This is a genomic window from Bacillus sp. URHA0034, assembly GCF_056280405.1.
Window position 1 is genome coordinate 4,365,566 of the sequence record NZ_JBWCDK010000002.1, and the last position, 12,848, is coordinate 4,378,413.

Genomic DNA, 12,848 nt, shown 5'->3' on the forward strand with positions numbered 1-12,848 from the left:
GAGGAAATAACCATGTCTGACCATCCAATTCAAGGCTTGATGACAACTGCAATGGAAAGCTTAAAAGAAATGATTGATGTAAATACCATTATTGGTGACCCAGTAGAAACCCCAGATGGAAGTGTTATTTTAACAGTATCAAAGGTCGGATTTGGATTTGCTGCCGGGGGCAGTGAGTTTAAACTCGAAAGCGGTCAAAAAGAGGGTCAGCCAAAGCTTCCGTTCGGCGGAGGAAGCGGTGGCGGTGTGTCTATTACTCCAATCGCTTTTTTAATAGTTAATTCTCAAGGTGTAAAAATGCTTCACTTAGACGAAAGCACTCATTTATACGAGAAGATTCTAGAGCTTGCCCCGCAGGCTGTTGATAAAATACAGCAAATGTTCTCAAAAAAGAATCAAGGGAATCAACAGCAATCCCAACAGCAACAGCAATCCCAACAGCAACAACAATCTCAGCAACAACAGCCAAAAGTGGATTTAGAATTATAAGTACGAAAGTTAATCTTCCGAGATTTTTGGAGGGTTAACTTTTTCTTTTGTGTTTTCCCGCTGCCCAGTAAGATCCTCAACTCTATTTATTAAAATTCCTTAGTTCAAATAATTGCAAAAATAGTTTTGAAAAGATATATTTACACTGTACATAATTAAAGTCTTATTGTTTTTTAGCAAATGGCTTTAATACGACAAAGGAGGATGAATGAGTATGGCAAATGTTACATTTAAAGGAAATGCAATTACGCTGCTTGGCAATGAGGTGAAAGTGGGCGATAAGGCTCCAAATTTCACTGTTCTTGCCAATGATCTATCAGAGGTGACTCTTGAAAATACGAAGGGTCAGGTTCGCTTAATTTCATCAGTACCATCTTTAGATACTGGTGTTTGTGATGCCGAAACTCGCCGTTTCAATGAAGAAGCTAACTCTTTAGGAAATGTTAAAATTTTAACAGTAAGCGTTGATTTACCATTTGCGCAAAAACGCTGGTGTGCCGCTGCTGGAATTGAAAATGTTCAAACTCTTTCTGACCACCGTGACCTTTCTTTCGGTGAAGCATATGGAGTGGCAATCCAGGAGTTAAGACTATTAACTCGTGCAGTATTTGTAGTAGATTCAAGTGATACAGTAGTATATGTAGAGTATGTTAGTGAAGCAACTAATCATCCTAACTATGAAGCAGCACTTGAAGCTGCTAGAAACGCGAAATAATATACGTAAAGACCTCGGCAAACATTGCGAGGTCTTTTTACTTGTTTAAAAAATACATACTCGTATAGAATGAATAAGGAAATTTAGTAATGGAGGGAAACAATGAACATTTCTCCAGTGGAAGAGTTATTTACATTATTTAATGAAACTGCGCTTATTTTACAAGAGGAATTTGCTTGTAGTTATCTTGAAGCACTTGCTGATACCGGTGAAAATCTATTCCAGGGAGCTATTCTGCAGGAAGAGTTAAGTGAACTAACTGTCAAGCGGCTTAAGAAACAATACGGTGAACTTAGTTTAGACAAATTTTCCAACGAGGACCTTCGCAAAGCCTTTCAGTTGGTGATTCTAAAAGGTATGAAGGAAAATGTCCAGCCCAATCATCAAATGACCCCCGATTCTGTGGGCATGCTTGTCGGGTATTTGGTTGAAAAATTTATGCAGAAACCATCCTTCCGTCTCCTTGATCCCGCAGTTGGAACAGGAAATCTTTTAACAACGGTAATGAATCATTCACGTAAACAAATCACCGCGATTGGTGTAGAAATTGACGATATCCTTATTAAGCTTGCCTATGTGAATGCTAACTTGCAGGGACATCCAATTCAATTCTTTAATCAAGACAGCTTAGAATCTTTATTTATTGACCCAGTCGATGCTGTTGTGGCTGATTTACCTATTGGATACTATCCGAATGATATTAGAGCAGCCGATTACCAATTAAAATCGGATACGGGCCATTCGTATGCCCATCACTTGTTTATTGAACAAGGTGTCCGCCATACGAATCCAGGGGGATATCTGTTCTTCTTAGTACCTAATGGACTATTTGAAAGTGAGCAGGCACCGCAGCTTCACGAATATATAAAGGACAATGTGTATATCCAAGGCTTGCTGCAATTACCAACAAGTATATTTAAAAATAAGAATTCAGCGAAAAGCATTTTAATTTTACAAAAGAAGGGCGAAAACATTCAGCCGCCTAAGCAGGCATTGCTTGTAAATTTACCCAGCCTTTCAAATGCATATGAGATGGATAAAATCCTCACAAAGATGGAAAAGTGGTTTCAAGAAAATAAAGGATAGAGAGGTGAAATTTACCTCTCCATCCTTTATTTTGTTTTCTTTGAATTGTGAAATTTGTGAATTTATGAACATTTGTAATGTAATCGGTATCACGTAATTTATTCCTTGTAATGTCCTACCTAGAGTGATTAAATGAAAAATTGAGGGAAATAAACAGGGTCGGTTTGCGCAAAATAAAAGGTGTATTAAAACAAAACTTCCTACAAGTCGATGTTGTTATATAAAAGGAGCGTTCTCATAAATGTCAAAAGTTATTGCAATCAATGCAGGTAGTTCTTCGTTGAAGTTTCAGTTATTCGAAATGCCTAGCGAAGAGGTAATTACAAAAGGATTAATTGAAAGAATTGGTCTAAATGATTCAATTTTTAATATTACGGTGAATGGAGAAAAAATTGAAGAAGTCTCTAATATTCCCGATCATGATGTAGCAGTTAAGATGCTATTGGATAAATTGACATCATTAGGAATCATCGAGTCTCTTAATGAAATTGAAGGAATTGGTCACCGCGTAGTGCACGGTGGAGAAACGTTTAACGATTCAGCTTTAATCACTGATGAAGTTTTAGCAAAAATTGAAGAATTATCCGAATTAGCTCCATTGCATAATCCAGCAAATGCAACTGGGATAAAAGCATTCAAACAAGTTCTTCCCAATGTACCGGCAGTTGCTGTTTTCGATACAGCATTCCATCAAACCATGCCTGAAAGCTCTTTTCTATATAGCTTGCCATATGAATATTATGAAAAATATGGAATTCGTAAATATGGTTTCCATGGCACAAGCCATAAATATGTGTCTCAACGTGCGGCCGAATTATTAGGACGCCCAATTGAACAGCTTCGTTTACTTTCCTGTCATCTAGGAAATGGAGCAAGTATCGCTGCGATTGAAGGCGGGAAGTCTATTGATACATCCATGGGCTTTACACCACTCGCAGGGGTAACCATGGGTACCCGTTCAGGAAATATTGACCCAGCACTTATTCCATATATCATGGAGAAAACCAATCAAACAGCTGAAGAAGTGCTTGACGTGTTAAATAAAAAGAGTGGTATGTTAGCTGTTTCTGGTTTTTCAAGTGATCTTCGGGATATTATTGGTGAAGCAGACAAAGGAAATGATCGTGCAGAGCTTGCATTAGATGTGTTTGCTAATCGTATTCACAAATATATCGGTTCTTATGCTGCTCGTATGTATGGCGTAGATGCGATTATTTTCACTGCCGGTATTGGTGAAAATAGTGACCCAATTAGAGAGCGGATTCTAAAAGGATTAGAATTTATGGGCGTTTACTGGGATCCTGCTTTAAACAAGGTAAGAGGAGAGGAAGCATTTATCAACTATCCTCATTCACCAGTAAAAGTAATCATCATACCTACAAATGAAGAGGTTATGATTGCCCGTGACGTTGTTCGTTTAGCACATTAATGTTAGACCGGTTATCATGTACGTTATGATCAAGAAAAAGGCAAAAGCTGATGTTGATGGCTTTTGCCTTTTTTCAGTCTTGTTTTATTGTGATATACTGGAAATAGATACAATGAGCAGGAGGGGTTACATTGCCATTGACAGACCGTGAAATTGTGGTTCTGAATGAAATTCGCTCATGGGAAAAAAACTTATTAAACTATGAAGCCAATGATTTTCAGTTACTATATGAAAAGTATTTAGAACGTTCTTTTTCCTTATTGCCGGAAAAAGTTCAAAAGCAATTTTTTTTCGTAATCGACGGTTGGTTATTTCATTTACACAGTATTATTCAAGGTTCACAGCTTCAAATGGATGCAAAGGAAAGAATACTTGGATCAGGTAGAATCTTTCGAAAAGATATTGAAAATATAGCGGATTTACGAAAATTGGATATCGATCAATTACAATACATAGCGCAGCAGCAAATTGCCAAGCATCGCCTCTATTCCTTTACACAAGGTGGACTTTCCGGGACGGGAGGTACACTTCTGTTAGGGGCAGATATTCCAGCGATGGCCGTTATAAATCTGCGCGTAGTTCAATTGATTGCGATGACCTACGGTTTTGAGGTGAATACCCCATTTGAAATGATGACGTCTTTAAAAGTATTCCATACCGCCACATTGCCGCCAAGAATCCAAAAAGAAGGCTGGGCTTCTTTGATGGCAGAATTAGAGCAGCATCAAGAGTTATATTTTTATGAAGGCACTGAGAAAATTTCCGAAATTTCTTGGCTGGAACAACCGATTCAGCAGCTATTTAAAGCAATGGTGATTATGCTGTTCCGGAAAAGAGCAATCCAAGGTATACCGCTTGTCAGCATGGCAATTGGCGCTGGGACTAATTATCAATTAACTCGCAAAGTAACGGATTTTGCCCATAAATATTATCAGTTGCGATATCTTAAGGATAAAGAGGAGTTACCAGGATGAGTACTCAAGAACATAAAAGTGAGGCACCAAAGGCAGTTAATTGTATCGTGATTACTGTTAGTGATACTAGATATCAGGAAACAGATAAGAGTGGCCGGTTAATGATGGAAATGCTTGAAGGTGCCGGACATAAAATCGTGGATTATTGTATTGTGAAAGATGAATCGGTACCGATTCGCGGCGAAATTCTTAAAGCCTGTAACAGAGAAGATATCGATGTAATTCTCACGAATGGCGGGACAGGAATTGCCAAGCGGGATGTAACCATTGAAACGGTTAAAGGGTTGCTTGAGAAAGAAATAGTCGGCTTTGGGGAATTGTTTAGAATGCTGAGTTACCAGGAGGATATCGGTTCTGCAGCGATCCTCTCCAGGGCGATAGCAGGCGTTGTTAAAGACAAAGCTGTATTTACGACTCCAGGCTCCACTGGAGCCGTCAAATTAGCAATGAACAAATTAATTCTTCCTGAGATTGGGCATGTCGTTAGAGAGTTAAAAAAAGACCTATAAACAATGCGCGGCTCATCCAAAGGTGGTTGTTAATAAATCTTTTACACTCTGTTGATTGGAGCGGAAATCAACAGACTAGTTTAATGTATAAAAAAGAGGTGCCCCTAAAGTTATACTTTTGGGACACCCTCTTATTGATGGACTTTTGTGGAAACGGTTTGATCTGCACGGTACCAGAGCCATAAATCATTTATAATCGAAGCAAGGTCCGCTATTTCTGTATTCAACCTGCAAGAACGAGGAAAGTCATTTTCATCTGAAAGTTTATCCTGCTTACGGTTTATTTCCTGCTCAAGTTCCGCAATTCGATCTGGAATCGATCCGCGAATCTGTTCCCAATGAAGCAAAATATACTGCTGCACTTCCTTACTGTATTCGTCCCACTCAACCCTTAAATCCGGGACAGGGATCCCAAGACGTTCATCAAAATAAAAATGATCCATCATATGTCTGCCTCCTATTTCAAATTCGTAAATAGTAGAAATGGTGTCAGGCACCAACTTAAATAATTGTTTTAATTGTACTATAGATAGTAAGAACATTCACGATATTATATGAAAATTTTAACGAAAGCACGGGGCAATTAGCTCCGTGCTTTACATAAGTTTATACTGCATCTTTTATTGTTCGAACAATTAGAACATCGCAAGGTAAGTAGCGAGTGATATGTTCTGAAACACTTCCAATAAAGAATCTTTCTACCATATTCATCCCGGTAGCCCCGCAGAGGATTAAATGTATATGATGTTTTTTGGCTATATCTCTAGGAATGCGTATTTTGGGAGATCCGTACTCAATCTCATATTGAACATCCGTTAATCCTGCCTCAACAGCTTGTTGCTGATACTGTTCGAGCATCTCTTTTGCCTGCTTTTCGGCACGGTCGCCAATAACCGTATCATAGGCTTCAATTAAGGCACATTTTGTTTGGCAATTTCTACCCCTTTTTGAATGCCCACTCAGCTTCCTTTGATCCATCAATAGCGACTAAAATATTTCGATATTTAAGTCCCATGATTATCATCTCCTCACCTTGATTATACAATATTTAACAACGAATAATTGTTTCAATTTTTCGAACAATAATGAAGTAACATAATCAAAAGGGGGTATAAAGTATGGTAAAAGGAGAAACAAAGAACAAGTATACGTTTGAGTTTGATGAAAAAGGGACAATGGAGGTAAGCCAGCAAATTTTGAACTCCTATAATAGCGGATTTATAGGGGAAGGTACGGCACTAGCAGATAATAGTGACTTTACTGCTGTTGAGGAATAAAATTTCAGTTTGACTATGCGAAAAGCTGTCTAAATTAGGCAGCTTTTTTGTTTAGCATGAAATATCCGCTTTTTGATTGAGTAGTCATATGTCTATCAAAATAAGCTATAAAGGGCATTTACCCAAGAGTTTATAGGTAATCCTGCATATTCTTTAATGTGTCAACTATAAAAAGAGGAGGAAAAAAATGAATAATCATATGTATATGGCGCCTGCAGCCAATTATTTGCAAGTTGAACATACCCCACAATATGGCGGTCAGGACTCTCGTTTGTGGGGTGGCTTTGGCTGGGGGTGGGGTAGACCTTGGGGATGGGGCTTCGGAAGTCCATTCTTTGGCTTTGGAGCACCTTTCGGTTTTGGCTTTGGTTATCCATTCTTCGGAGGCTTCCCATTCTTTATTTAAGGAAACTGGGAAATAAATGAATATAGAGGAGTGGGAAAAATGACAACTGAAATGGTTGGTATAAATTCAGTAGATGAAAGACTCCATCATGGGTTCGGTCATTTTGGCGGCTTTGGGCACTTTGGAGGTTTTGGCCGTCCAGGCTTCGGATTCGGGCGTCCAGGGTTTGGCTTTGGTTTTGGCCGTCCAGGTTTCGGATTCGGGCGTCCAGGATTCGGCTTCGGTTTTGGCCGTCCATTCTTTGGATTTCCATTTGGCTTTGGTTTTGGGCTTCCTTTTTTAGGAGGCCTGGCAGCGGGTGCTTTATTAACAGCACCATATGGATATGGTTATGGCTACCCGTATTACTATGGCTACCTATACCCATATTACCCATATCCTTACTAATATTAATAGTAAAAAAAGAAGAGGCGGGAGCCTCTTCTTTTACATAGGAAAACCAGCTTTACAAGAAAGCTGGTTTAATAAAACAATTATGTAGCCGCATTTGCCGTAGAGATATAAGAAAGTTTTAAACCACCACTCCTCAAAGTGGGTGTTCTCAGAAGTGTTCCTGCGTGTCCTCCATGTCCTATAGACAGAGGCATGTCATTTCCGCTTCGATAGTTAAACTCCCTTTTACAGCTTAAAGGTTAAAACTTTATTATGATTACGTACAACGCAGCTTGTATTGTTATAATACATCAAATCCTTACAAAGTTCAATGTAAAAAGGTCCCAAATTTTATTTAATAATTTGCAGCTCTTTTGGGAATTTAGTTATCACTTTTGCTCCATCCGCCGTAATATACACATCATCCTCAATACGGACGCCAGCAACCTCCGGTACATAGATACCGGGTTCGATGGTATAAACCATTCCTTCTTCGATTACTAACTGATTTGTTTCTGTTAATGACGGATATTCATGGACACTAATTCCCAGACCATGTCCTAAGCGGTGCGGGAAAAACTCTCCGTAACCGGCATTTGAAATAATTCGCCGGGCAGTGAGGTCCACTTCTGCAGCGCTCACCCCAGGTTTACTAGCGTCTATCGCGGCAAGTTGGGCTTTCAAGACCGTATCATAAATTTCTTTTTGCTTATCATTAATATCTCCATATGCAACCGTTCTTGTTATATCGGAGCAATACCGGTCAACCACAACACCTAAATCAAACAAGACGAGATCGCCTTTTTTAATTTTTGTTCCTCCTGGTGTACCATGAGGAGAAGCTGCATTCGCACCTGTTAGAACCATGGTTGAAAACGACATTTCGGTTACGCCCTTTTGTTTAAGTGCGTACTCCAAGGCATTTAGTACATCGAGTTCTGTTTTTCCTTCCTTAATTTCACTAACGCCGAACTGAACAGCATAATCAGCAAGTGCACAAGCTTCTTCAATGATTTGTAATTCCTTTGCATCTTTAATCATGCGAAGCATTCGCAACTTTTCCTCAGCAGAAACAAACGAAGCATGGGGAAATAAGCTTAAAAGGTGCTCAAAGCGCTCAACGTTCATATGCTCTTTTTCGATTGCTGCCTTTGAGACAGTACGGATTCTTTTATTGATCGATTTTAAAATCAATTCCCATGGATTTTCAATGTCGCTATAGCCAATGATTTCATGTTCCCAGCCTGAACGTTTTGCATCGTGTACTTCCATTGAAGGGCAAACCAAAAACGGCTCCTCTTCTTGGAATACTGCAAGTGCGAGAAGCCTTTCATGCGGATCAGTATAATAGCCGCTTAAATAAAAAACATTCTCTGACGATGTCAAAAAACTAACTTCAATTTCGTTTTCCTTCATCCAAGTTTGAAGTTTTACCAATCGTTCACTCATGTTAGGGGCCCCCCTTGTTAAATATCAAAATCCAACCTGAGCGTAACAAGATTATTGAGGAATGTAAACTATCATAACTTATCATGCTCTAAAAAGAGGTAGTTATGGGTATAAAGTAAGAAGGAATTCCTAAATTCTTAGGGAAATACTTAGAAAAGCGTAAGTGCCCATTTTCGATGTGGGGTACCGAGCTTGACAAGTCTTATAAATTTAAAAGGAGTAGGTAAACATGAGAGTATCGTATCATGGGCATTCAGTTGTTCAAGTGAATACGGAAGGAAAAAATATCATCATTGACCCGTTCATTACAGGCAATTCCTTGACGGACTTAAAGGCGCAAGATGTGAAAGTGGACGCGATTATATTATCACATGGCCATAATGACCATGTTGGGGATACTGTAGAGCTGGCTAAAAGGAATAACGCGCTTGTAGTGGCAACCGATGAATTATCTACGTTCTTAAGCTGGCAGGGTGTAAAAACACATGGGATGCATATCGGAGGTTCCTATCAATTTGATTTTGGCCGAATAAAGCTGACCCAGGCCTTCCATGGCTCAAGCTATACCACAAATGATAATCAAATTGTCTATTGCGGGATGCCTGCAGGAATCCTGTTTATGAGTGAAGGGAAGACCATTTACCATGCGGGTGATACAGCGCTGTTCTCAGATATGAAATTAATCGGTGAACGTCATTCTATTGACCTAGCTTTCCTGCCAATCGGGGATAACTATACAATGGGTCCGGAGGATGCTGCCTATGCGGCCGAACTATTAAGAGCTAAAACAGTGGTTCCAATCCATTACAATACCTTCCCGCCAATTAAACAAGACCCGAATCAATTTATTGAAATGCTCCCTAATAAAAATGGACTTGTACTCGCACCGGGTCAGGCAATAGAAATTTAATTGTTCTTTAGGTTTTCACATACTTTTTTTCCTTCCTTGAGCATAAAAATGAAACAAGCAGTCTTTTAGGAGGAAATGAAAATGAAAAAGAACCGATATTTACTTTGCTTATTGCTTGCGGCCTTTATGCTCTATTTTGCTGTACCTAGATTGTCAATTAACCTTGACGAAGCACAAGGGATATTTTCGTTAACATGGCTGGCTTTTGCCTTAATGGTGATTGCAGGGAATCTAACAGGTATCCTCTATAGTCCAAAGAAATCGTTGCGAAAAATGCAGTCAGGGCGTTTAAAGAAAAAGTCCCGTTCCTACCATTAATCTTTCATTATTTTCTAAGGAGTTTTCAAGACTCCTAGCAAGCAGCGCCTCAAAAAAGGCGCTCTTTGCATGACAAATTGTGAGAAACCGCATTGAATCAAGGCTTTTAACACTCTATAATGGAAAATAGACATAATTCCGGTATAAGACTGGATGAATTGGAATTCAAACAATAAAGGGTGAAGGTCTTGGCTACTAAGCATGAACAAATTTTGCAATACATTGATGGACTTCCAATTGGGGAAAAAATATCAGTGCGGCAAATCGCCAAGGCGATGACCGTAAGCGAAGGAACTGCCTACAGAGCGATAAAAGAAGCTGAAAATAAAGGATATGTCAGCACGATAGAACGGGTTGGCACGATTCGGATTGAGCGTAAAAAGAAAGAAAATATTGAAAAGCTTACATTTGCTGAGGTCGTAAATATTGTGGACGGGCAAGTGTTAGGCGGAAGAACCGGTTTGCATAAAACTCTTAATAAATTTGTCATTGGTGCGATGAAATTAGAAGCGATGATGCGCTATACAGAGGCTGGCAACCTCCTCATTGTCGGAAACCGGACACAGGCACATGAGCTTGCCTTAAAAGAAGGAGCCGCTGTTTTAATTACTGGTGGATTTGATTGTGAAGAGCATGTGAAAAAGCTGGCCGATAAACTGGAATTACCGGTCATTTCAACTAGCTACGATACCTTTACCGTAGCAACCATGATTAATCGGGCCATTTACGACCAATTAATAAAAAAAGAAATCATACTGGTGGAAGACATCTTAACTCCACTTGCCGAAACCTATTATGTTAAAAACTCAGATAAAGTATCCAAGTGGCATGAGTTAAATCAAAAAACGACTCATAGCCGCTACCCTGTTGTCGACCAGAACATGAAAATTCAGGGGATGGTCACAAGTAAAGATATTCTAGGTCAAGATTTGGATACTTCGATCGATAAGATCATGACAAAAAATCCGATGACGGTGAACGGAAAAACAAGTGTCGCCTCAACAGCCCATACGATGGTTTGGGAAGGGATAGAGGTCCTGCCTGTTACAGACGATTCCAATCGGCTTGAGGGAATCATCAGTCGTCAAGACGTATTAAAGGCGCTGCAAATGAATCAGCGCCAGCCTCAGGTTGGTGAAACAATTGACGATATCATTACCAACCAAATGGCTGTAGTCCAGGGGAAAGTTAAAGGGGAAGAAGTTTACTCCTGTGGAGTAACTCCACAAATGACCAATCATCTCGGAACCATTTCCTACGGGGTTTTCACCACAATTGTGTCTGATGCGGCAAATCGGGTCTTGCGCAGCTACAAAAAAGGGGATTTGGTTGTAGAGAATATGACGATTTACTTTCTAAAACCGGTTCAAATGGAGAGTACCTTAGAAATTATCCCTAAAGTACTGGAAGTTGGCCGTAAGTTTGGAAAAGTAGATGTAGAGGTTTTTAATGAAGGTGTATTAGTTGGCAAAGCGATGATGATGTGTCAATTAATTGATCGGCATTAATAGTTGTTAAAAAGAAAGCCGCTTCCCATGAGAAGCGGCTCAACTTATTTCTGGGCTTCGAGACTATTAGCCTCTTCAATTGCAAACGGAAGGTAGTGCTTATATTTTTTGAAGCCAATCCAGCTAAAGTAAGCACCATAAATAGTAAAGATGGATGCAATAATGTATGATGTGGTAGTCTCGGATATAAAAACGAGATGATTAATGCCAAATAAGCAGACAAAAAGGCCAAGTGCAATATTTGATTTTGCGGAAAGCCATTTCTTTTCTACTAGACGGTTGCTTCTAAAGTATTTTGTTTTATAAAATAAGTAGAAAGCAAATAAAACGACAATCAATACAACGAGTACAAACATTATTCAATCCCCCAAATTTCTTGAAATCATCTACTATTTTATCGTGGATTGAAAAAAAAAGCCATAATTGGTACATAAGGAGCAGTGTCATGATTGAGCAAATTTTAACAGCGATTAAACAATATGAAACGATTATTGTTCACCGTCATATTCGTCCGGATCCGGATGCATACGGTTCACAAGGTGGATTAACCGCCATATTAAAGGAATCTTTTCCTGAGAAAAAAATCTTTGCCGTAGGTCAAGAGGAACCAACGCTGAATTTCCTGCGCAGGCTTGATGTGATCGAAGATGAGGTTTATAAAGGGGCACTAGTGATTGTTTGTGATACAGCCAATCAGGAAAGAATCGATGATCATCGCTATACATTAGGTGATAAATTGATTAAAATTGACCACCATCCCAACATGGAACCGTATGGGGACTTATTATGGGTCGACACCACTGCAAGTTCCTGCAGTGAAATGATTTATGAATTTTATTTAAAGGGTAAAGAATCGGGCTTGAAAATGAATGATGAAGCGGCAAGACTATTGTTTGCCGGTATTGTTGGCGACACGGGTAGATTTTTGTTCCCTAGTTCAACGGAAAAAACATTTGCTTATGCGGGTGAATTAATTCATTACGATTTTTCACGGACTGAACTTTTTGACAAAATGTACGAGTTAGATCCTAAGATTATTAAATTACAAGGTTATATCCTTCAGAATTTTGTACTTCAGCCAAATGGTGTGGCTTCTGTTATGATTACCAAAGATTTATTAAAAGAGTATGATGCGAGACCAGCTGAAGCATCTTTACTAGTTGGGACACTTGGGGATGTAAAAGGGATAAAAGCGTGGGTCTTTTTCATTGAGGAAGACAACCAAATCCGGGTGAGACTCCGTTCAAAGGGACCTGTTATCAATGTGGTCGCACGGAAATTTAACGGCGGTGGACATCCGCTTGCTTCAGGTGCGACGATCTATTCATGGGATGAAGTGGACGAGGTCGTTAACGAATTGGGGAAGGTCTGCAAAGCGTATTCCAAATAGTCTCAGGAAAGAAGAC

The 12,848-nt window shown here is 39.4% G+C and carries 16 protein-coding genes, 1 other RNA gene and 1 pseudogene; 13 read left to right on the forward strand and 5 right to left on the reverse strand.

What is annotated here, in order from left to right; translation table 11 throughout:
• Window positions 1–12: 12 nt before the first annotated feature.
• The 6 genes from ytfJ to ACZ9EE_RS22940 all read left to right on the forward strand — a co-directional run bounded on the left by ytfJ (window position 13) and on the right by ACZ9EE_RS22940 (window position 5,202).
• A complete protein-coding gene (ytfJ, locus tag ACZ9EE_RS22915) occupies window positions 13–489 on the forward strand; it encodes a GerW family sporulation protein (RefSeq protein WP_476030850.1) in 477 nt (158 codons plus the stop codon).
• 214 nt (window positions 490–703) lie between these two features.
• A complete protein-coding gene (gene tpx, locus ACZ9EE_RS22920; protein ID WP_476030852.1) occupies window positions 704–1,204 on the forward strand; it encodes a thiol peroxidase in 501 nt (166 codons plus the stop codon).
• Between the two features lie 102 nt (window positions 1,205–1,306).
• Entirely contained in the window at window positions 1,307–2,290 is a 984-nt protein-coding gene (locus tag ACZ9EE_RS22925; RefSeq protein ID WP_476030854.1) for a class I SAM-dependent methyltransferase, read from the forward strand.
• Window positions 2,291–2,531: 241 nt separating this feature from the next.
• Window positions 2,532–3,719 (forward strand): acetate kinase, encoded by a 1,188-nt coding sequence (locus ACZ9EE_RS22930; RefSeq protein WP_476030856.1) that lies wholly within the window; start codon window positions 2,532–2,534, stop codon window positions 3,717–3,719.
• 131 nt (window positions 3,720–3,850) lie between these two features.
• A complete protein-coding gene (locus ACZ9EE_RS22935; RefSeq protein ID WP_476030858.1) occupies window positions 3,851–4,693 on the forward strand; it encodes an EcsC family protein in 843 nt (280 codons plus the stop codon).
• Window positions 4,690–5,202: a MogA/MoaB family molybdenum cofactor biosynthesis protein gene (locus ACZ9EE_RS22940; protein ID WP_476030860.1), complete on the forward strand. Its 513-nt coding sequence runs from the start codon at window positions 4,690–4,692 to the stop codon at window positions 5,200–5,202. The genes ACZ9EE_RS22935 and ACZ9EE_RS22940 overlap by 4 nt, the downstream gene beginning before the upstream one ends.
• A 131-nt stretch (window positions 5,203–5,333) precedes the next feature.
• On the opposite strand, the gene ACZ9EE_RS22945 is transcribed toward ACZ9EE_RS22940, so the two are convergent.
• Together ACZ9EE_RS22945 and ACZ9EE_RS22950 are read right to left on the reverse strand one after the other, a co-directional pair.
• Window positions 5,334–5,648: a hypothetical protein gene (locus ACZ9EE_RS22945; RefSeq protein ID WP_476030862.1), complete on the reverse strand. Its 315-nt coding sequence runs from the start codon at window positions 5,646–5,648 to the stop codon at window positions 5,334–5,336.
• A gap of 160 nt (window positions 5,649–5,808) precedes the next feature.
• A pseudogene (locus tag ACZ9EE_RS22950) lies at window positions 5,809–6,217 on the reverse strand (universal stress protein).
• A gap of 103 nt (window positions 6,218–6,320) precedes the next feature.
• On the opposite strand from ACZ9EE_RS22950, the gene ACZ9EE_RS22955 reads away from it, so the two are divergent.
• The 3 genes from ACZ9EE_RS22955 to ACZ9EE_RS22965 all read left to right on the forward strand — a co-directional run bounded on the left by ACZ9EE_RS22955 (window position 6,321) and on the right by ACZ9EE_RS22965 (window position 7,272).
• A complete protein-coding gene (locus ACZ9EE_RS22955; RefSeq protein WP_476030864.1) occupies window positions 6,321–6,479 on the forward strand; it encodes a hypothetical protein in 159 nt (52 codons plus the stop codon).
• 187 nt (window positions 6,480–6,666) lie between these two features.
• Window positions 6,667–6,885, forward strand: coding sequence for a hypothetical protein (locus ACZ9EE_RS22960; RefSeq protein ID WP_476030866.1), 219 nt, complete (start codon window positions 6,667–6,669; stop codon window positions 6,883–6,885).
• 51 nt (window positions 6,886–6,936) lie between these two features.
• Window positions 6,937–7,272, forward strand: coding sequence for a hypothetical protein (locus ACZ9EE_RS22965; RefSeq protein ID WP_476033060.1), 336 nt, complete (start codon window positions 6,937–6,939; stop codon window positions 7,270–7,272).
• 87 nt (window positions 7,273–7,359) lie between these two features.
• On the opposite strand, the gene ssrS is transcribed toward ACZ9EE_RS22965, so the two are convergent.
• Both ssrS and ACZ9EE_RS22975 read right to left on the reverse strand, forming a co-directional pair.
• Window positions 7,360–7,555, reverse strand: a non-coding RNA gene (ssrS, locus tag ACZ9EE_RS22970) — 6S RNA.
• A gap of 53 nt (window positions 7,556–7,608) precedes the next feature.
• Entirely contained in the window at window positions 7,609–8,706 is a 1,098-nt protein-coding gene (locus ACZ9EE_RS22975; protein WP_476030868.1) for a M24 family metallopeptidase, read from the reverse strand.
• Window positions 8,707–8,935: 229 nt separating this feature from the next.
• Between ACZ9EE_RS22975 and ACZ9EE_RS22980 the strand changes: the two genes are divergently transcribed.
• The 3 genes from ACZ9EE_RS22980 (at window position 8,936) to ACZ9EE_RS22990 (ending at window position 11,442) form a co-directional block, all read left to right on the forward strand.
• The gene (locus ACZ9EE_RS22980; RefSeq protein WP_476030870.1) at window positions 8,936–9,616 is read left to right on the forward strand and encodes a metal-dependent hydrolase; all 681 of its coding nucleotides are present in this window, start codon (window positions 8,936–8,938) and stop codon (window positions 9,614–9,616) included.
• 81 nt (window positions 9,617–9,697) lie between these two features.
• Window positions 9,698–9,934: a hypothetical protein gene (locus tag ACZ9EE_RS22985; RefSeq protein ID WP_476030872.1), complete on the forward strand. Its 237-nt coding sequence runs from the start codon at window positions 9,698–9,700 to the stop codon at window positions 9,932–9,934.
• A gap of 188 nt (window positions 9,935–10,122) precedes the next feature.
• A complete protein-coding gene (locus ACZ9EE_RS22990) occupies window positions 10,123–11,442 on the forward strand; it encodes a DRTGG domain-containing protein (RefSeq protein WP_476030874.1) in 1,320 nt (439 codons plus the stop codon).
• Between the two features lie 44 nt (window positions 11,443–11,486).
• Here ACZ9EE_RS22990 and ACZ9EE_RS22995 read toward each other — a convergent pair whose 3' ends face one another.
• Window positions 11,487–11,798, reverse strand: coding sequence for a YtpI family protein (locus tag ACZ9EE_RS22995; protein ID WP_476030876.1), 312 nt, complete (start codon window positions 11,796–11,798; stop codon window positions 11,487–11,489).
• Window positions 11,799–11,887: 89 nt separating this feature from the next.
• On the opposite strand from ACZ9EE_RS22995, the gene ACZ9EE_RS23000 reads away from it, so the two are divergent.
• A complete protein-coding gene (locus tag ACZ9EE_RS23000; protein WP_476030878.1) occupies window positions 11,888–12,832 on the forward strand; it encodes a DHH family phosphoesterase in 945 nt (314 codons plus the stop codon).
• Window positions 12,833–12,848 lie beyond the last annotated feature (16 nt).